The organism is Achromobacter pestifer, assembly GCF_013267355.1.
Classification (GTDB): domain Bacteria; phylum Pseudomonadota; class Gammaproteobacteria; order Burkholderiales; family Burkholderiaceae_B; genus Achromobacter; species Achromobacter pestifer_A.
Genome location: NZ_CP053985.1, coordinates 2,247,597 through 2,266,823, shown reverse-complemented (window position 1 = coordinate 2,266,823; position 19,227 = coordinate 2,247,597). Strand labels below are relative to the sequence as shown.

Below are 19,227 nucleotides of genomic sequence, written 5' to 3'. Positions count from 1 at the left end.
ACAAAGACGGCCCCAAAAAAACCGAGCAAAGCAAAAGACTCAGCCCGTCAACACACAATCCAAAGCCTCCGGCGCAGCCAACCGCACCCGGAACTCCCTCAACTCATCCCGCCGAAACACATGCACAGTCACCCGGTCCCCGACCCGGTACTGAGCCAGCAGCAGTTCCAGCCCCGCCGGCGCATCCACCCGCAAGCCATCCACCGCCACCAGCACATCCCCCGCGGACAATCCGCCCTTGTGCCCCGCGCCGCCCTCCAGCACCGTCGCCAACACCAGCGATTCCCCCTGCTTGCGCGTACGCACATCCAGCGAGGGAATATTCGCCGCCGTCTTCCATTGCAGCGTGATGCCCTGTGGCTCCAGCAACTTCGCCAGCGGCACATCCGCCATCCCGTAGGCATGGCGCGAGATGAAGCGCCGCGTATCCACGCCCGTGGCCTCACGAATCAGCGCCGGCAGTCCATCCTCCGGCAGTCCTTGCGGCTTGCCTTGATAGAAATCGCGCCCATAGCGTTCCCACAGCAAGCGCATCACGTCGTCCAGCGAGCGCGCCCCGCCCGTTTCCCGGCGGATCAGCAAATCCAGCCCCAGCGCCACCAGCGCGCCCTTGGTGTAATAGCTGACCAGCGCGTTCGGCGAGTTCTCGTCCTGCTTGTAATAGCGTGTCCAGGCGTCGAACGAGCTCTCCGCCACCGACTGCTTCATCCGGCCCGGCGTGCGCGCCACACTGGTGATGGTCTTGGCCAGCAGACGCAGATAGTCGGCCTGAGTGATCGCGCCCGAACGCAGCAGCAGCAGATCGTCGTAATAGGACGTGAAGCCTTCGAACACCCACAGCAGGCGCGTCAGGTCGGGTTGCGAAAGATCGTAGGGAACGAAGGCGTCCGGCTTGATCCGCTTGACGTTCCAGGTATGGAAATACTCGTGGCTCACCAGGCCCAGAAAGCCGCGATAGCCCTCGCCCTGGCCCTGCTGGCCGAGCACCGGCAGATCCTTGCGCGCCGTCATCAGCGCCGTGCTGGCGCGATGCTCCAGGCCGCCATAGCCGTCGCCCGTGACCATGGTCATGAACACGTAGCGGTCCGAGCTGTCCAGGAACGGCGCGCGCTTGCTGCGCGGCTCGAAGAACGCAATCTGCGTTTCACAGATCTTGCGCACGTCTTCCGTGATGCGGGCCAGGTCCAGATTGGGCGCAACGCCGGTGAACACCAGCTCGTGTTCGGCGCCATGCGCCACAAAGCTCGACACCTGCGGCGTGCCCATTTCCACTGGATGATCGATCAGCGCGTCATAGTCCGGCGCCAAATACAGCCCGAAACCGTGGCGGCGCGCGGCGCCCTTGTGGCCGCGCGCTTCCGGCAGGCTGGTGTAGACCTTCCAGCCCGGCATCGAGCGCGGCGGCGCCAGGTCCACCAGGCAGGGCAGATGGTCCTGGCCATGCACCCGCAGGAATACGCTGGTGCCGTTGAAAAAGCCGTGGGTCTCGTCCAGGTGCGCGCCGCGCACCGACAGGTCCCAGGCATAGACTTCATACTCCACCCGCAGCGGGCCCTCGCAGGGCGCGGCCTGCCAGGTATGGTTGTCGATCTTCTCGACAGGCACGCGTCGCGTGCCGGAATAGGCCGCCACCGATTCGATCTGGCGGGAGAAATCGCGGATCAGGTAGCTGCCCGGAATCCAGGCCGGCAGCGACAGGCGCTGGCCGTCCGGGGAGGGCGCTGCGATGCTTAGGGTTATCCGGTAGCGGTGTCCGGCCGGATCGTGGGGCGCGAGGCGGTAAAGTAGCGGCGGAGCTTTGTCTTTTTCCATGGCCATATCTTACTTTCATACTTATTCGGAGACATGCAATGAGCGAGTCGTTTGTACTGGTCGAAACCCGGGGCCGCGTTGGCCTGCTGACGCTGAACCGTCCCAAGGCCCTGAACGCCTTGAACGATCAACTGATGGATGAGCTCGGCGCGGCCTTGCTGGCGTTCGAGGCGGACGCCGATATCGGCGCCGTGGTCATCACCGGCAGCGAAAAAGCCTTCGCCGCCGGCGCCGACATCGGCGCCATGAAAGACTGGTCGTACATGGACGTGTATGGCAACGAATACATCACGCGCAACTGGGAAACGCTCAAGCGCATCAAGAAGCCCGTGATCGCCGCCGTGGCCGGCTACGCCCTGGGCGGCGGCTGCGAACTGGCCATGATGTGCGACATCATCATCGCCGCCGACAACGCCAAGTTCGGCCAGCCCGAAATCAAGCTGGGCGTGATCCCGGGTGCGGGCGGCACCCAGCGCCTGCCGCGCGCGGTGGGCAAGGCCAAGGCCATGGACCTGGCGCTGACCGCCCGCATGATGGGCGCAGAAGAAGCGGAACGCGCCGGCCTGGTGTCGCGCGTGGTCGCGGCCGACAAGCTCATGGAAGAAGCCATGGACGCGGCTACCGTGATCGCCTCCATGTCCTTGCCGTCGGTCATGATGGCCAAGGAATGCGTCAACCGCGCTTTCGAAGGCTCGCTCAACGAAGGCCTGCTGTTCGAACGCCGCGTGTTCCATTCGCTGTTCGCCACGGAAGACCAGAAGGAAGGCATGGCCGCTTTCACCGAGAAGCGCAAACCGGACTTCAAACACCGTTAATCCTTGTTACGCCCGGGTGGCGAGCCCGGGCGCCTCGAGATTTGCCCCGCGCGCCCTCCCAGGGCGCGCTTTTTTTCGCATGCATCCGGGCGCCATGGCGGGTTGCGCCTTGAAACGGTTCGGCAGCACCTTGTTGCAGAGTTCGCCCCTATCCTGAAAAGGCGTCACCACGAGGTGCCGCGCCAGAGAGGCTTGCCCGAACTGGCAAGTCCGGCGCGGCGGCTCGCTTGCAGACAAAACCAAGAAGGAGCCTTGCATGCGTACATCCATCGCTACCCGCCGCTGGTCCGCCGCGGTTCTTGCCGGCGCGCTCAGCGCCTGCTTCGTCACCGCGACTCAGGCGCAATCGCCGCGTCCCACCTTGCGCCTGGTGTCTGAAACGCCGTATCCGGCGGCCTCGGCGCCCGCGTCGCAGATGAGCGAGCAAGAGCTGCGCGACATCGCCATCGATGCCTATGTCTACGCGTATCCGATGGTCCTGATGGAGTTGGCCCGCCGCAAGGCCACGGCTGTGCAGACGCCGCTGGACGGCAAGGCGCCGATGAACCAGTTCGGCCACAAGGCCGCGTTCCCCGACCCGCGCGCGGGTGATGTGCCGTGGCCCAGCGCCGATGCGCTCTATTCCAGCCTGTGGTTCGACGTGTCGCGCGCGCCGCTGATCGTGAACCTGCCCGCCACCGGCGACCGCTATATGGTGTTGTCGGCCCTGGACATGTGGAGCGACGTGTTCGCTTCGCGCGGCACGCGCACCAACGGCAACGGCGCCCAGTCCTTCGCCATCGTCGGCCCCGGCTGGCAGGGCAGCGTGCCGTCCGGCATGGACGTGATCCACAGCCCCACCGCCAGCGGCTGGCTGATAGGCTGGACCCAGGCGGGCGGCCCGCAGGACTACGCGGCCGTCAACCAGATCCAGGCCGGCATGACCGCCAGCCCGATGGCCGCGCCCGTTACGGCCAGGCCCACCGTCAACCGCAACTCCCGCAGCGCCTATCCGCAGACCGGGCCCGGCGTGGGCTCGGCGCCGATAGGCAGCGACCTGCCGCCGCCCATGCCCGTGACCGTGCCTGACGGCACGCCGGCCGAGCAAGCCGCCGGCATGGACGCGGCCTCGTTCTTCACGTTGTTCTTCGACGTGTTGCGCAACAACCCGCCGCACGCCAACGACACGCCCATCCTGGACCGCATGCGCCGCATCGGCCTGGATGGCCGGCAACCGTTCTCGTACGGCCGCCTGAGCCCGGCCGTGCAGCAGGCGTTGGCGCAGGCCCAGCCGCTGGCGGGCCGGCGCATCGCCGACGGCGTGTCTCGCTTGGGCACGCCCATGAACGGCTGGAGCACCGTGTTGTCCGGTATCGGCACCTACGGCACCGACTACACGCGCCGTGCCGCGATCGCCTACGCCGGCTTGGGCGCGCCGACCCCCGAGGACGTGCTGTACCCGGTGACGGTGTCCGATTCCAAGGGGCGCGCGCTGAACTCCAACGAGGACTATGTGCTGCACTTCGACAAGGGCCAGCTGCCGCCAGCCACTTTCTGGTCGCTGCACGTCTATGATCAGAAGCATGGCTTTGCCGACAATCCGGCCAACCGCTACGTGCTGCGCAGCACCGACGGCCTGAAGTACAACGCCGACGGTTCGCTGGATATCTACATCCAGCGCCGCGACCCCGGCGAGCGCAAGCGCTCGAACTGGATCGCCTCGCCAGCGGCCGATGCGCCCTTCCTGCTCAGCATGCGCCTGTATTCACCCCAGGATACGGCGCTGGACGGACTGTGGGCGCCACCGCCGGTCAAGGAAGACTGATCCTGCTTTGATGGTATAAAGCGCGGCCTCGATTGAGCAGGCCGCGCTTCATTGAGCAGGCTTTGCGCACATGCGGCGAGGGTCGATTCGCGTCCCTAATTTCGTCCGATCCAAGCGTTGTTTGCGCCTTACAAACTGCCGAAAGTTCATTTGCTAGGGTAAAAAGAATCACGCTATACTCTGCGGGTTTGACGCTTGCGGGATAAGAACACGTAGCGGCTGACAAGTAGCCGATGGGCCGTTGAAGATGCTTTTGAAATCAACGGACTAACGTCAGCTATGGGGGCAGCTACAGGCAGCGAGACGCGCCGGTTCTGATAGGGGCAAAGAAGCAAAGCGAGGAAGTTTGATGCAACAGAACACCATGCAGCAGGAAGTGCGGCAGGGTCCGGTTGAAGGTCATGGTCAGCAGCAAGCAGTGTTTGACCACGACGCGACGGATAAAGTTCTGGTACTCAGTGACGCGGATCGCGCGGCGCTGAATGCTCAAGCAAGCCGCGGGCTCCTGTTGGCATTGGCTGCGCAAGGTGCCATGGGGCTCGCAGCAGCAGTAATTGCGGGGGTTGTCGGAGGGGCGACGGCAGGTTGGTCGGCGTTGGCGGGGGCGGGAGCGTATTTCATTCCCAATGCGTTGTTCGCATTGCGCCTGGTTGTCAGCGTACGGGCCGGTAAAGCCAGTCCCTTTACCTTTCTCTCTGGTGAGTTGATCAAGTTGTTCGCAACGGCTTTGCTGTTGTGGCTGCTTTCGCGTGTGGCGCAGGATAGCCTCGTATGGCCTGCCGCGCTGCTCGGTCTGATACTCACATTGAAGGGCTATCTCCTGCTCTTGATGTTCCGCAAGTTGTCATAGCGCCGAGCAGGTTTGCGGCAAACGAAATCGTGGAATCGTCCGGTTCGCAAGGGCCGGGCACAGCAAATAGGGTAGGATTCAAATGGCTGCTGCCAGCGACGTGTCGCCTCAGTCCGCGTATATTCAGCACCACCTGGTGCATCTGAACAATACGGGTGAGAAACAGAGCGCTATTGCTCAGTTCGACATCATCAATTACGACTCGTTGTTCTGGTCCGGCCTGATGGGTCTGATCGTCATTTTCTTCCTGTGGCGCGCTGCGCGCCGCGCCACCAACGGCGTGCCGGGTCGTTTCCAGGCCTTCGTGGAAATGATCGTCGACATGGTCGACGACCAGGCCAAGGGCATCGTCCACAACGCCAAGAGCCGTCTTTTCATCGCCCCGCTGGCGCTCACCGTATTCCTCTGGATCATCCTGATGAACGCGCTGGACTTGCTGCCCGTCGACCTGCTGCCGTCGATCTGGCGCTTGACCGGCCTGGGCGCTGAGCACGGCGACCCGCTCTACTATCACCGCATTCTGCCGACCGCCGACCTGAACGTGCCGATGGGCATGTCGCTGGGCGTGCTGCTGCTGATGTTCTACTACGGCATCAAGATCAAGAGCCCGGGCGGTTTCGTCAAGGAACTGTTCACCGCGCCGTTCCACGCGCACGGCATCGCCGCCTTCGTCCTGGCTCCGTTCAACCTGCTGCTGAACCTGATCGAATACGCCGCCAAGTCCGTTTCGCTGGGCATGCGGTTGTTCGGCAACATGTTTGCCGGCGAACTGCTGTTCATGCTGATCGCCCTGCTGGGCGGCGCCTGGACCGGCTTCAACGGCCCCAGCATCGGCTTGGGCATCGGCCACATCCTGGCCGGTTCCATCTGGGCGATCTTCCACATCCTGATCGTTCTGCTGCAGGCCTTCATCTTCATGATGCTGACGCTGGTGTACCTCGGCCAGGCTCACGAAGGCCACTGATCCCCCCGAATTTCCCGTGCTGGCCATCCGGCCAGCACGGGATAGCAAGATTATCTTGCATTGAGCAGTACCCCTTATTTTTCAATTTTTGACTTCAGATTTCTAACCAAGGAGTTGTCATGACCAACGTCGCTTTCGTTGCCCTCGCATGCGGTCTTATCATCGGTCTGGGCGCTATCGGCGCTTGCATCGGCATCGCACTGATGGGCGGCAAGTATCTGGAAGCCTCGGCTCGTCAGCCTGAACTGATGAACGCTCTGCAAACGAAGATGTTCCTGCTGGCTGGCCTGATCGACGCGGCATTCCTGATCGGCGTGGGTATTGCCATGCTGTTCGCCTTCGCCAATCCGTTCGTCGGATAAGGCACCGCCCGCCGGCGAAAAGGCGGGTCATGACGCTGGCGGCGATGCGGGTGCAAGCTCCGTCGCCGCCTAGCAAAGTATCGAGTGCTCCGTGACGCCCCTTTCCGGGTGCGGTCGGAGCCGCAAGGTGTTAAAGGAACGACCGTGAATCTGAACGCGACGATCATTTTCCAGATGCTCGTGTTCTTCGTTCTTGGCTGGTTCACGATGAAATTCGTGTGGCCTCCCCTGACGAAGGCGATGGACGAGCGCCGCCAGAAAATCGCCGACGGCCTGGCCGCCGCCGAGAAGGGCAAAGCCGATTTGGCTCAAGCCCAGGCGCGCGTCAGTCTGATCGAGGCTTCTGCCAAGTCCGAAAACCACGCCCGCATCATTGAGGCCGAGAAGCAAGCTGCCTCCCTGATCGAGCAGGCCCGCCGTGAAGCGGAAGCCGAACGCGCCCGCATCGTGGCGCAGGCTGCCCAGGATGCCGCGCAGGAAGTCCAGCGCGCCCGCGACCTGCTGCGCGACGACGTCGCTGCGCTGGCCGTCAAGGGTGCTGAACAGATCCTCAAGCGCGAGGTTGACGCCCGCGCACACGCCGAGCTGCTCAACCAGCTCCGCGCGCAGCTTTAATCCGGGACCGCCATGGCTGAACTTTCCACTGTTGCCCGGCCCTACGCTGAAGCGCTCTTCAGCGCGGCGCGCGACGACAAGGCTGGCTTGCCGGCCTGGTCCGACCTGGTCAGCGAACTGGCTCAGGTCGCCGCCAACCCCGACGTGCGCGAGGCCATGGCCGACCCGCGTCTGGGCGACAAGCAGCGCGTCGAGCTGTTCTCCGGCCTGGTAAAGGCCGAACTGCCTCAAGCCGCCCGTAATTTCATCGAGCTGCTGGTCGAAAACGACCGGCTGCTGCTGCTGCCCGACATCGCCGCGCAATTCGCGGTGCTGCGGAATCGTCACGACGGCACGGCGCAGGCGGAAATCACCAGCGCGTTCGAGCTGAGCGATGCCCAGGTCAAAGAGCTGGTCACCGCGCTCGAACAAAAATTTGGCCTCAAGCTCAAGCCCAGCGTCACCGTTGATCCGTCGCTGATCGGCGGCGTGCGCGTGGCCGTCGGTGACCAGGTGCTCGATACTTCCGTACAAGCCCAATTGGCCCGCATGCGCGATCAGCTCGCCGCTTAAGGCAACTAACAGGATTCCAGGAGTCAATATGCAACTCAATCCCTCCGAGATCAGCGAACTGCTCAAGAGCCGCATCGAGGGCCTGGGCGCTTCGGCTGATGTCCGTACTCAGGGCACCGTCGTGTCCGTGACCGACGGTATTACCCGCATCCACGGCTTGTCCGACGTGATGCAGGGCGAAATGCTCGAATTCCCCAACAACGTTTTCGGTCTGGCGCTCAACCTCGAGCGCGATTCCGTCGGCGCCGTTATTCTCGGCGACTACACCGGCATCTCCGAAGGCGACCAGGTCAAGACGACCGGCCGCATTCTGGAAGTTCCGGTGGGTCCCGAACTGAAAGGCCGCGTGGTCAACACGCTGGGCGAGCCGATCGACGGCAAGGGCCCGGTCAACGCCAAGGCTACCGACATCATCGAAAAAGTGGCGCCTGGCGTTATCGCCCGCCGTTCAGTGTCGCAGCCGCTGCAAACCGGCGTCAAGGCTATCGACTCGATGGTGCCGATCGGCCGCGGCCAGCGCGAACTGATCATTGGCGACCGCCAGACCGGCAAGACCGCCGTCGCTGTCGACACCATCATCAGCCAGAAGGGCAAGGGCGTTACCTGCGTGTACGTCGCCATCGGCCAGAAGGCTTCCACGATCAACAACGTGGTCCGCAAGCTGGAAGAGCACGGCGCGATGGAATACACCATCGTCGTGGCCGCTTCGGCCTCCGACTCCGCCGCCATGCAGTACCTGGCCGCCTACGCCGGCTGCACCATGGGCGAATACTTCCGCGATCGCGGCGAAGACGCCCTGATCGTCTATGACGACCTGACCAAGCAAGCCTGGGCCTATCGCCAGGTCTCGCTGCTGCTGCGCCGTCCGCCGGGCCGCGAAGCCTACCCGGGCGACGTGTTCTACCTGCACTCGCGCCTGCTGGAACGCGCTGCCCGCGTGAACGAAGAGTACGTCGAGAAGTTCACCAATGGCGCCGTCAAGGGCAAGACCGGCTCGCTGACCGCGCTGCCGATCATCGAAACCCAGGCAGGCGACGTGTCGGCCTTCGTTCCGACCAACGTGATCTCGATCACCGACGGCCAGATCTTCCTGGAAACCGACCTGTTCAACGCCGGTGTCCGTCCCGCAATCAACGCCGGTATCTCGGTGTCGCGTGTGGGTGGCGCTGCTCAGACCAAGGTCGTCAAGAAGCTGTCCGGCGGTATCCGTACCGACTTGGCGCAGTACCGTGAACTGGCCGCCTTCGCGCAGTTCGCTTCCGACCTGGACGACGCGACCCGTCGCCAGCTGGAACGCGGCAAGCGCGTGGTCGAACTGCTCAAGCAGCCGCAATACCAGCCGCTGCAAGTGTGGGAACTGGCCGTCACGCTGTACACGGTCAACAACGGCTACCTGGATGAAGTGGACGTGGCCCAAGTGCTGTCGTTCGAGAAGTCGCTGAAGGATCAACTGAAGGCCAAGCATGCGGCCCTGATCCAGCGCATCGAAGACACCAAGGAACTGTCCAAGGATGACGAAGCCGAATTGGCCGCCGCCATCCAGGAATTCAAGAAGCACGGTGCTTTTTAAGAAAGTGACGGGTTAGGCGTCCGCGACGCCTCACCCATCCTTCCCGGATGGTTGAGGCGCGAGCGGAACCCATCGGCCAGTCTTCACAGGAAAGCGCAATGCCCGGAATTAAGGAAATCCGAACCAAGATCAAGAGCGTGCAAAACACGCGCAAGATCACCAAGGCGATGGAAATGGTCGCCGCATCCAAAATGCGCAAGGCGCAGGAACGGATGCGTGCTGGCCGTCCGTACGCCACCAAGGTGCGCGAGATTGCTGCGCACCTGATGCAGGCCAACCCCGAGTACAGCCACCCGTACCTGGTCGAACGCGAAATCAAAGCGGTCGGCATCGTCATGGTGACGACTGACAAGGGTTTGTGCGGCGGCTTGAACACCAACATCACCCGCGTGACGTTGGGCAAGCTGAAAGAGTTCGAGAAAAACGGCATCGCCGTGCAAGCGACCGCTTTCGGCAACAAGGGCGTGGGCGTGCTGACGCGCATCGGCGCCAAACTGGTTTCCCAGGAAGTGCAACTGGGCGACAAGCCGCAACTCGACCGCCTGCTGGGCGCGATCAAGGTGCAGCTGGACGCCTACCTGGAAGGCCGCATCGACGCGCTGTACGTGGCTTCGACCCGCTTCGTCAATACGATGAAACAGGAGCCGCTGTTCCTGCGTCTGCTGCCCCTGGCCAGCGGTTTGGATGATCCGTACCAGATGGGTGCCGAGAACCTGGCCAAGACCTCGGAAGTGAAGTCGGACTACAGCTGGGATTACATCTACGAACCCGACGCCCGTAGCGTGATCGACGACCTGCTGCAGCGTTACGTTGAAGGCCTGCTGTACCAAGCCGTGGCCGAGAACATGGCTTCGGAGCAGTCGGCCCGGATGGTCGCCATGAAGGCGGCGTCGGACAACGCCAAGAAGGTCATCGGGGAGCTGCAACTGGTCTACAACAAGACCCGTCAGGCCGCGATCACCAAAGAAATTTCGGAAATCGTAGGGGGCGCTGCCGCCGTTTAAGGCAGGCAGTTCCCATCTAAAGCTATCAAGCAAGGAATCGACATGAGCAACGGAACCATCGTTCAGTGCATCGGCGCCGTGGTGGATATTCAGTTCCCCCGCGATCACATGCCCAAGATTTATGAAGCGCTTACCCTGGCCGACGACGAGTCTTCCTCGTTCGCCGAAAAGGGCCTGACGCTGGAAGTGCAGCAACAGCTGGGCGACGGCGTGGTGCGTACCATTGCGCTGGGCTCCAGCGACGGCCTGCGCCGCGGCATGAAGGTCACCGGCACGGGCGCCCCGATCTCGGTGCCCGTCGGCACCGGCACGCTGGGCCGCATCATGGACGTGCTGGGTCGTCCCATCGACGAAGCCGGTCCGATCCAGCACGAAGAAAAGCGTGGCATTCACCAGTCGGCTCCCCGCTTCGACGAACTGTCGCCGTCGGTGGAACTGCTGGAAACCGGCATCAAGGTTATTGACCTGGTTTGCCCGTTCGCCAAGGGCGGCAAGGTCGGCCTGTTCGGCGGCGCCGGCGTGGGCAAGACCGTCAACATGATGGAACTGATCAACAACATCGCCAAGCAGCACAGCGGCTTGTCGGTGTTCGCCGGCGTGGGTGAGCGTACCCGCGAAGGCAACGACTTCTACCACGAAATGGAAGAGTCGAACGTTCTGGACAAGGTTGCGATGGTGTTCGGTCAGATGAACGAACCCCCGGGCAACCGTCTGCGCGTGGCGCTGACCGGCCTGACCATGGCCGAGAAGTTCCGCGACGAAGGCCGCGACATCCTGTTCTTCGTGGACAACATCTACCGCTACACCCTGGCCGGTACGGAAGTGTCCGCACTGCTGGGCCGTATGCCGTCGGCGGTGGGCTATCAGCCCACACTGGCCGAAGAAATGGGCAAGCTGCAAGAGCGCATCACGTCGACCAAGACCGGCTCGATCACCTCGATCCAGGCCGTGTACGTCCCTGCGGACGACTTGACCGACCCGTCGCCCGCCACGACCTTCCAGCATTTGGACTCGACCGTCGTGCTGTCGCGTGACATCGCTTCCCTGGGTATTTACCCGGCCGTGGACCCGCTGGATTCGTCCAGCCGCCAGCTGGACCCGCAAGTCGTGGGCGAAGAGCACTACGCCGTTGCCCGTGGCGTGCAGCAAACGCTGCAGCGCTACAAGGAACTGCGCGACATCATCGCGATTCTGGGCATGGACGAACTGTCGCCGGAAGACAAGCAGGCCGTGGCCCGCGCCCGTAAGATCCAGCGCTTCCTGTCGCAGCCGTTCCACGTTGCTGAAGTGTTTACCGGTTCGCCCGGCAAGTACGTTCCGCTGGCCGAAACCATCCGTGGTTTCAAGATGATCGTGGAAGGCGAGTGCGATACGCTGCCGGAACAGGCCTTCTACATGGTCGGTTCGATCGACGAGGCCTTCGAGAAGGCCAAGAAACTGCAATAAGGAACCGATATGGCTACCCTGCATGTGGATGTCGTCAGCGCAGAGGAAGCGATCTTCTCCGGTGAGGCGAAGTTCGTGGTGCTGCCTGGCGAAGCGGGTGAACTGGGCATTCTGCCCGGCCACACCCCGCTGATTTCGCGCATACGCCCCGGGACGGTCAAGATCGTTCGTGCCGACCAAGGCGAGGAAAACATCTTCGTCGCCGGGGGCATTCTGGAAGTGCAGCCGGGCAGCGTGACGGTTCTGGCCGACACGGCTATCCGTGCCGCCGACCTGGACGAAGCCCGCGCCCTGGAAGCTCGCCAGAAGGCCGAACAGGCCCTGGCGAACGCCAAGGACAAGGCGGACATCGCCGTGGTCGAAGCGGAACTCGCCATGCTGGCTGCGCAAGCCATCGCGGCGCGCAAGCTGCGCCAAGGCGGCCGTTCGCACTAAGCGGCGAAGTTGTGCCCCGGGGTTCGCTCCGGACTCGAAGAAAGCGGCCTCAGGGCCGCTTTTTTCGTGCCTGCGGAAATGGCCGCCCCGCGGAAATGGCCACCCCGCCGCCCTTTGTGCGAGCCGCAATGTGATCACTACGAATAGCTGCCCGGCGGTTGCAACAGTAGCCTTCAGCTTTCCTAATCAAGGGTAGAGGGAAAGTGTGCGAGAGATCCTGGATTGCGGGGTTTTGCTGGCGCCCGGCCACGACGGGGCGATGCGCGACCTGGTCGCGCAGCACTCGGCCAGGCTGATGCGAGCGCGGCTGCATCTGGTGTCGCTGAGTCCGGTGCGTTACGCACCCGCGGGCGAGACGGGCCAGGGCGTCACGGCTGCCACGCAGACCGACGCCAGCCTGCCCGCGTTGATTCCGGCAGCGGACGTGCAGGCGCTGGCCCGGCTGGCGGTGGCGCTCAGGCGCTACGACTGCTGCATCCTGCCGGTCGCGCCGTCATCGCTGGCTTGGACGCGGATGGCCCTGCAGCAGGCGGGCGCCGCCTTGAGCACCCCGGTGCTGCTGCTGATCTCCGACATGAAGGCGCCCGCCATCGAAGACCTGCTGAACCTGGGCGCGTCGGATTTCATGACCCAGCCCCCCTGCCAGGAGAGCATGCGGGTGCGGCTCGGTCGCATGGCCGGCGCCGCACAGGGGCGCGGCATGGCGCGGACGGATATCCGCGAGCCCGTGACGGACTATCGCGAGGCGCGGTCCCAGCCGGGCGTGGACGGGCCGTCGAGGCCTGCGTCCTTGCGCGCCAGGGTGTCGCGCGATCTGGTCGAGCAGACCCTGTCGGGCATGCGTCAACCGCATCCACGTTCCGCGCACGAATCCTTCCGCATCGCGAAGGCGCGGGTGGTGGATGGTTTCGAGCGCGACTACATCCGGCTTGCGCTGTCGCGCCATGGCGGCAATGTGGCGCAGGCGGCGCGGGCCTGCTGCAAGCACCGGCGGGCGTTCTGGGCGCTGATGCGCAAGCACGGCATCGAGGCGGCGCCGTACCGGCAGGCCGCGCAGGAGCAGGGGGCCTGAGACGTCGGCGTGGCGGTGCGGCCGGCAGGCGCGCAAGGCCCGCCATCCGGGCGCCGCGCGCGCCGCCGCGTGCCGAAAGCGCCGCGCTTGCGCGCGGGCAAGTCCGGCGCTGAGGCCGGCCCGCGACTTGTCAGCCAGGGGAAGTAAAATCATGGCTTCCGATCATCGAGGATAGTCGTGTCTGCTTCCGTTTTGAAGAACGATGTGTTCTTGCGCTCGCTGCTGCGCGAGCCCGTGCCCTACACCCCGATCTGGCTGATGCGCCAGGCCGGCCGCTACCTGCCCGAGTACCGCCAGACGCGGGCCCGCGCGGGTTCCTTCATGGGCCTCGCTCAGAACCCGGACTATGCCTCGGAAGTCACGCTGCAGCCGCTGGAGCGTTTCGACCTGGACGCAGCCATCCTGTTCTCGGACATCCTGACCGTGCCGCACGCCATGGGCCTGGGCCTGGACTTCGCCGAAGGCGAGGGCCCGCGTTTCGCCCGCCCCGTGCGCACCGAGGAAGACGTGGCGCGCCTGGAAGTGCCGGACATGGACAAGCTGCGCTACGTGTTCGATGCCGTGCGCACGATCCGGCGCGACCTGGACGGCAAGGTGCCGCTGATCGGCTTTGCTGGCAGTCCCTGGACCATCGCCTGCTACATGGTGGAAGGCCAGGGCAGCGATGATTACCGGCTGATCAAGACCATGCTGTACGGGCGCCCCGACCTGCTGCACCGCATTCTAGAAATCAATGCCGAAGCCACGCTGCAGTACCTGAACGCGCAGATCGCCGCGGGTGCGCAGGCCGTGATGCTGTTCGACAGCTGGGGCGGCGTGCTGGCCGACGGCCTGTTCCAGCAGTTCTCGCTGGCATACACCCGCAAAGTCGTGGCCGGCCTGACCCGCGAGCACGAAGGCCGCCGCGTGCCGGTCATCGTTTTCACCAAGGGCGGCGGCCAGTGGCTGGAACAGATCGCCGCTTGCGGCGCTGACGCCGTGGGCCTGGATTGGACGGTGGACCTGGCGGCCGCGCGGCGCCGCACCGGCGACTCGGTCGCGTTCCAGGGCAACCTGGATCCCATGGCCTTGTTCGGCGGCGGACCCGCCATCCGTGCCGAGGCGCGCCGAGTGCTGGACGCCTTCGGACCCGTGGGCAAGGGCGGCCATGTGTTCAACCTGGGACACGGCATTTCCCGCTTTACTCCGCCAGAAGCCGTAGCCGAATTGGTGGATGAAGTCCACCAGCACAGCCGTTCGCTGCGGGGGTAAGTGAGTGGACGCTTCGGCCCACAGGGCCGAAGCTGGAGGGCCCCTGGGGACACTTGTGCACAGCAAGATTGCTCTCGGGGAAAACCCTTTAGATGCTAGTTTACAATCTCGGAAGCTCTAATAAGTCATTGTTTTTAATGATGAAAATAGAGTTTTCAACAAGATTTCGTAAGTTTGCGCAATCTTGTCAAATTCCAATTTCCGATGTTGCTCCAGCCTTTTCCCCAAAGTTATCCACAGGCGGGAAAGCGAGCACGCCGACATCATCCGGGATCATCCTTCTACATGCTCCGTCCTAGCTCCCATGTCTGAAGCGCAGCCGAATACGACCCCCGCGGTCTGCTGGGTGCGGGTGGCGCTGGACGTGCCTTTGCCCGGCCCGTTCGATTACCGCAGCGAGTCGCCGGTGACGGTGGGCCTGCGGGTCATCGTGCCGTTCGGCCGCCGCAAGCTGATCGGCGTGGTGGTGGATAACCCGGCCGAGCCGTCCTTCGATCCCAAGCAGATCCGGCCGATCGAAGAGGTGCTGGACGATTTGCCGCCCTTCGACGAGGACTGGCTGCGCCTGGCCCGCTTTGCCGCGGACTACTATCAGCGGCCGCTGGGCGAGGTGATGCTGCCCACGCTGCCGCCGCCGCTGCGCAAGCCCACGGCCTACCAGGGCAAGCGCTCGGCCGGCGGACCCGTGGCGCGGCTGGACGGGCGCAAGCGCAAGGTCGTGCGCACGCCGGCCCAGGCCGACCAGCCGCCCGAACTCAACGATGCCCAACGCGAGGCCGTGGACACCATAGGCGCGCTGAACGGGTTCAAGCCCGTGTTGCTGCACGGCGTGACGGGCAGCGGCAAGACCGAGGTCTACCTGCGCGCGGCCGAAAAGGTGCTGGCCGCCGGACGCCAGGTGCTGCTGATGGTGCCCGAAATCAATCTGACGCCGCAGCTGGAAGGGGCGCTGCGCGCGCGCCTGGAGGCGCTGGTCGGACCAGACGGCCTGGCGGTCATGCATAGCGGTTTGTCCGATGGCGAACGCCTGCAGGCCTGGGCCCGTGCCCAGCGTGGCGAGGCGCGCATGCTGCTGGGCACGCGCATGTCGGTGTTCGCGCCCTTGAGCCAGCTGGGCCTGATCGTGGTGGACGAGGAGCACGACGCGTCCTACAAGCAGCAGGACGGCCTGCGCTATTCGGCGCGCGACCTGGCGGTGTGGCGCGCCCATGACCTGGGCATCCCGGTGGTGTTGGGCTCGGCCACGCCGTCGCTGGAGACCTGGCAGCATGCCGAGCGCGGCCGCTACCTGCGCTTGACCCTGCCGGGCCGCGCGCGCGCCAGCAGCCTGCCATCGATGCGCCTGATCGACACGCGCCGCCTGCAGATGAAGCAGGGCATGTCGCCGCAATTGCTGGACGCCATCGCGCAGCGCCTGGAGCGCAAGGAGCAGTCGCTCATCTTCCTGAACCGGCGCGGCTATTCGCCGGTGCTGCATTGCCAGTCCTGCGCCTGGGTCAGCAATTGCCCGCGCTGCACCGCGTTTACCGTCCTCCACCGCACCGACGGCCGCGGCCACCGCCTGCAATGCCATCACTGCGGCTATCAGGCGCCGGTGCCGCGCGCCTGCCCCGAATGCGGTGACCAGGACTTGGCGCCCATGGGGCGTGGCACGCAGCGCGTCGAAGAACACCTGGCGGAATTGTTTCCCGAGGCGCGCATCCTGCGCATCGACGCCGACAGCACGCGCAAGAAAGGCAGCGCCGAGGCGCTGTTCGCGTCGGTACACGCGGGCGAAGTGGACATCCTGGTGGGCACGCAGATGGTGGCCAAGGGCCACGATTTCGCGCGGCTGGGACTGGTGGGCGTGCTGAACGCGGATTCGATGCTGTTCGCGCACGACTTCCGCGCGCCGGAACGCCTGTTCGCGCAGTTGCTGCAGGTGGCGGGCCGGGCCGGCCGCCACCAGGGCAATGGCGAAGTGCTGATACAGACCGGCTACCCCGAGCAGCCGGTCTATCAGGCGCTGCTGCGGCACGATTACGCGGGCTTTGCCCGCCATGCCCTGCACGAACGTGAAAGCACTGGCCTGCCGCCTTTCGTCTACCAGGCCCTGCTGACCGCCGAGGCGCGCGAGCTGAAGGTGGCGCAGGAGTTCCTGGAGCGGGCGCGGACCTTGCCCGAGGGGGAGTGGGCGGCCGATTTTCCGGGCCTGGACGCCATCATGCTGTACGACCCGGTGCCGCTGCGCGTGGTGCGCGTGGCCAATATCGAGCGCGCGCAGTTGCTGGCGGAAAGCAGCAGCCGGCCGGCCCTGCAGGCCTTTCTGGCGTCCTGGTCGCACCACCTGCCATACCTGGCCAACGAGGCCCGCGTGCGCTGGCAGCTGGAAGTCGATCCGCTCGAAATCTGATCGATCGCGACAGGGGCCGATGCGCCGTCGATCCGATTGTTCTATGATCTTTCTCCTCTATCGCGCCGGCGCGGCAGGCCCGCTGCGGCGGCTGCGCCCGTCCCCTTTTTCTCGCGTGTTACCGGCCCGCTGACGGGCGGCCGCAAGCCCCGTGCTTGCCGGCCGCATCTTCATTGCGGCCGCCGCGATGCATGATCACCTGACTCAAATGTCCGCCAGCGAACCTATAGCCCAAGGCATGAACCCCGCTCAACGCGAAGCGGTGCTTTACCTGGACGGCCCCTGTCTGGTGCTGGCCGGCGCCGGCAGCGGCAAGACGCGCGTGATCACGCAGAAGATCGCCTATCTGCTGCGCGAATGCGGCTACATGGGCCGCAACGTGGTGGCGCTGACCTTCACCAACAAGGCCGCGCGCGAGATGGACGAGCGCGTGAAGACGCTGGTGGACCGCAAGCTGTCCAAGGGCCTGATCATCAGCACCTTCCATTCGCTGGGCGTGAAGATGCTGCGCGAGGAAGCGCGCAACGCGGGCCTGAAGCCGACGTTTTCGATCCTGGACGCCGACGATGCCATGGCCATCATCCAGGAACTGCTGAACACCACCGACAAGGCCCGCCTGCGCCACGTTCAGGGCATCATCTCGCTGTGGAAGAACGGCTTGATGGAGCCGGACGACGCCGCGCGCGAAGCCATCACGCCGGCCGACGTGGAGGCGGCCAACGTCTATCGCAGCTACGCGGCCACGCTGGCCGCCTACCAGGCGGTGGACTTCGACGACCTGATCCGCATCCCGGCGCTGCTGCTGGCCAACAACGAAGAAGTGCGCACCCGCTGGCAGAACCGTGTGCGCTATCTGCTGGTGGACGAGTACCAGGACACCAACGTGTGCCAGTACCGCCTGGTGCAGTTGCTGACGGGCTCGCGCGCCATGTTCACGGCGGTGGGCGACGACGACCAGGCGATCTACGCCTGGCGCGGCGCGACCATCGAGAACCTGGCCAAGCTGACCACCGACTATCCCAACATCAAGCTCATCAAGCTGGAGCAGAACTACCGTTCGGTGCAGCGCATTCTGGCCGCCGCGAACCAGGTGATCGAAAAGAATCCCAAGCTGTTCGACAAGAAGCTGTGGTCCGACCTGGGCGTGGGCGAACCCATCCTGGTGTCGGCCATGGACGGCGAGGAACAGGAGGCGGAATCCATCGCCATGAAGGTGTCCGCGTCGCGCTTCGAACGCCAGGCGCAATGGAAGGATTTCGCCATCCTGTACCGCAGCAACCACCAGTCGCGCATCCTGGAGCAGGCGCTGCGCAACCTGAAGATTCCGTACACGATCTCGGGCGGCCAGAGTTTTTTCGACAAGACCGAAGTGCGCGACGTGCTGGCCTATCTGCGCATCCTGGCCAACGACGAAGACGACCCGGCCTTCATCCGCGCGGCCACCACGCCCAAGCGCGGCATCGGCCAGGCCACCTTGCAGACGCTGGGCCAGTACGCCGCCAGCCGTGAGCTGTCCCTGCTGGCGGCAGTGGCCGAGACCGGCCTGGAAAGCCAGCTGGCGCCGCGCCAGTTGGACCCGCTGCGCACTTTCACCGAATTCATCCGCCGCATGCAGTGGCGCGCCGGGCGCGGCGCGGCCTCGGGCAAGGACGCAGCGCCCGCCGAACCCGCGGGCGTGCTGCTGGACGATCTGCTGGAGGCCATCCAGTACGAGCGCCATCTGTACGAGCTGTTCGAGGAACGGCCCGCGCAGACGCGTTGGCAGAACGTGCTGGAGCTGACCGGATGGCTCAAGCGCAAGGCCGAAGAGGACAACATGACGCTCTTCGACCTGGTGCAGCACGTGGCGCTGGTCACCATGCTGGAGCGCGGCGAGGAAGAAGAGCCCGACGCCGTGAAGATGTCCACGCTGCATGCGTCCAAGGGCCTGGAGTATCCGCACGTGTATCTCGCGGGTGTCGAGGAAGGCCTGCTGCCCCACCTGGGCAAGGACGACGAAGTTGGCGATCCGGCGCGCGCGGCCGAGAACCTGGCTTCGCGCATCCAGGAAGAGCGCCGGTTGATGTACGTGGGCATCACGCGCGCGCAGCGCAGCCTGAATCTGAGCTGGTGCAAGCGCCGGCGCCGGGCACGCGAGGACCTGGTGCGCGAGCCTTCGCGCTTCATCGAGGAAATGGGCCTGGGCGACGTGCGCGTGCAGGAAGACGAAGCCACCGCCGCGATGAACCCCAAGGAGCGCATGGCCATGCTCAAGGCGCTGCTGAAGAAATAGGGGCAGGGCGG

The 19,227-nt window shown here is 64.7% G+C and carries 16 protein-coding genes; 15 read left to right on the top strand and 1 reads right to left on the bottom strand.

Going from position 1 to position 19,227, the window contains the following annotated elements; all coding sequences use genetic code 11:
* Nucleotides 1–39 precede the first annotated feature (39 nt).
* A complete protein-coding gene (locus FOC84_RS10980; RefSeq protein WP_438800868.1) occupies nt 40–1,818 on the bottom strand; it encodes a M61 family metallopeptidase in 1,779 nt (592 codons plus the stop codon).
* Nucleotides 1,819–1,850: 32 nt separating this feature from the next.
* Here FOC84_RS10980 and FOC84_RS10975 point away from each other — a divergent pair, with 32 nt between their 5' ends.
* The 15 genes from FOC84_RS10975 (at nt 1,851) to FOC84_RS10905 (ending at nt 19,216) form a co-directional block, all read left to right on the top strand.
* Nucleotides 1,851–2,627 (top strand): enoyl-CoA hydratase, encoded by a 777-nt coding sequence (locus FOC84_RS10975; RefSeq protein ID WP_173144444.1) that lies wholly within the window; start codon nt 1,851–1,853, stop codon nt 2,625–2,627.
* A 256-nt stretch (nt 2,628–2,883) separates the two neighbouring features.
* Nucleotides 2,884–4,431, top strand: coding sequence for a DUF1254 domain-containing protein (locus FOC84_RS10970; protein ID WP_173144443.1), 1,548 nt, complete (start codon nt 2,884–2,886; stop codon nt 4,429–4,431).
* Nucleotides 4,432–4,780: 349 nt separating this feature from the next.
* On the top strand, nt 4,781–5,281 hold the full coding sequence (locus FOC84_RS10965) for an ATP synthase subunit I (RefSeq protein ID WP_254241953.1): 501 nt from the start codon (nt 4,781–4,783) through the stop codon (nt 5,279–5,281).
* 82 nt (nt 5,282–5,363) lie between these two features.
* Entirely contained in the window at nt 5,364–6,245 is an 882-nt protein-coding gene (gene atpB, locus FOC84_RS10960) for a F0F1 ATP synthase subunit A (RefSeq protein WP_173144442.1), read from the top strand.
* 119 nt (nt 6,246–6,364) lie between these two features.
* On the top strand, nt 6,365–6,607 hold the full coding sequence (atpE, locus tag FOC84_RS10955) for a F0F1 ATP synthase subunit C (protein WP_003815363.1): 243 nt from the start codon (nt 6,365–6,367) through the stop codon (nt 6,605–6,607).
* Nucleotides 6,608–6,751: 144 nt separating this feature from the next.
* Nucleotides 6,752–7,222, top strand: coding sequence for a F0F1 ATP synthase subunit B (locus FOC84_RS10950; protein ID WP_013391129.1), 471 nt, complete (start codon nt 6,752–6,754; stop codon nt 7,220–7,222).
* Nucleotides 7,223–7,234: 12 nt separating this feature from the next.
* Nucleotides 7,235–7,774, top strand: a complete 540-nt coding sequence (locus tag FOC84_RS10945) for a F0F1 ATP synthase subunit delta (protein WP_173144441.1) — start codon at nt 7,235–7,237, stop codon at nt 7,772–7,774.
* Between the two features lie 28 nt (nt 7,775–7,802).
* On the top strand, nt 7,803–9,344 hold the full coding sequence (atpA, locus tag FOC84_RS10940) for a F0F1 ATP synthase subunit alpha (RefSeq protein WP_173144440.1): 1,542 nt from the start codon (nt 7,803–7,805) through the stop codon (nt 9,342–9,344).
* Nucleotides 9,345–9,442: 98 nt separating this feature from the next.
* The gene (atpG, locus tag FOC84_RS10935) at nt 9,443–10,348 is read left to right on the top strand and encodes a F0F1 ATP synthase subunit gamma (RefSeq protein WP_173144439.1); all 906 of its coding nucleotides are present in this window, start codon (nt 9,443–9,445) and stop codon (nt 10,346–10,348) included.
* Nucleotides 10,349–10,390: 42 nt separating this feature from the next.
* Entirely contained in the window at nt 10,391–11,794 is a 1,404-nt protein-coding gene (gene atpD, locus FOC84_RS10930) for a F0F1 ATP synthase subunit beta (RefSeq protein WP_173144438.1), read from the top strand.
* A gap of 9 nt (nt 11,795–11,803) precedes the next feature.
* Entirely contained in the window at nt 11,804–12,229 is a 426-nt protein-coding gene (locus FOC84_RS10925) for a F0F1 ATP synthase subunit epsilon (RefSeq protein ID WP_013391134.1), read from the top strand.
* A 214-nt stretch (nt 12,230–12,443) separates the two neighbouring features.
* Nucleotides 12,444–13,301, top strand: a complete 858-nt coding sequence (locus tag FOC84_RS10920) for a helix-turn-helix domain-containing protein (RefSeq protein ID WP_438800880.1) — start codon at nt 12,444–12,446, stop codon at nt 13,299–13,301.
* Nucleotides 13,302–13,478: 177 nt separating this feature from the next.
* Complete coding sequence (gene hemE / locus FOC84_RS10915; protein ID WP_173144437.1) at nt 13,479–14,552, top strand: uroporphyrinogen decarboxylase; 1,074 nt, start codon at nt 13,479–13,481, stop codon at nt 14,550–14,552.
* Between the two features lie 304 nt (nt 14,553–14,856).
* Nucleotides 14,857–16,944, top strand: coding sequence for a primosomal protein N' (locus tag FOC84_RS10910; protein WP_173144436.1), 2,088 nt, complete (start codon nt 14,857–14,859; stop codon nt 16,942–16,944).
* Between the two features lie 208 nt (nt 16,945–17,152).
* Nucleotides 17,153–19,216, top strand: a complete 2,064-nt coding sequence (locus FOC84_RS10905; protein ID WP_173144435.1) for a UvrD-helicase domain-containing protein — start codon at nt 17,153–17,155, stop codon at nt 19,214–19,216.
* Nucleotides 19,217–19,227: the final 11 nt, after the last annotated feature.

Coding starts and splice junctions, on each gene's coding strand:
- FOC84_RS10925 (WP_013391134.1), top strand. CDS start 11,804: ATGGCTACCCTGCATGTGGATGTCGTCAGCGCAGAGGAAGCGATCTTC.
- atpB (WP_173144442.1), top strand. CDS start 5,364: ATGGCTGCTGCCAGCGACGTGTCGCCTCAGTCCGCGTATATTCAGCAC.
- atpA (WP_173144440.1), top strand. CDS start 7,803: ATGCAACTCAATCCCTCCGAGATCAGCGAACTGCTCAAGAGCCGCATC.
- FOC84_RS10970 (WP_173144443.1), top strand. CDS start 2,884: ATGCGTACATCCATCGCTACCCGCCGCTGGTCCGCCGCGGTTCTTGCC.
- FOC84_RS10965 (WP_254241953.1), top strand. CDS start 4,781: ATGCAACAGAACACCATGCAGCAGGAAGTGCGGCAGGGTCCGGTTGAA.
- FOC84_RS10980 (WP_438800868.1), bottom strand. CDS start 1,818: ATGGCCATGGAAAAAGACAAAGCTCCGCCGCTACTTTACCGCCTCGCG.
- FOC84_RS10975 (WP_173144444.1), top strand. CDS start 1,851: ATGAGCGAGTCGTTTGTACTGGTCGAAACCCGGGGCCGCGTTGGCCTG.
- atpD (WP_173144438.1), top strand. CDS start 10,391: ATGAGCAACGGAACCATCGTTCAGTGCATCGGCGCCGTGGTGGATATT.
- FOC84_RS10910 (WP_173144436.1), top strand. CDS start 14,857: ATGTCTGAAGCGCAGCCGAATACGACCCCCGCGGTCTGCTGGGTGCGG.
- FOC84_RS10945 (WP_173144441.1), top strand. CDS start 7,235: ATGGCTGAACTTTCCACTGTTGCCCGGCCCTACGCTGAAGCGCTCTTC.
- atpE (WP_003815363.1), top strand. CDS start 6,365: ATGACCAACGTCGCTTTCGTTGCCCTCGCATGCGGTCTTATCATCGGT.
- FOC84_RS10905 (WP_173144435.1), top strand. CDS start 17,153: ATGTCCGCCAGCGAACCTATAGCCCAAGGCATGAACCCCGCTCAACGC.
- atpG (WP_173144439.1), top strand. CDS start 9,443: ATGCCCGGAATTAAGGAAATCCGAACCAAGATCAAGAGCGTGCAAAAC.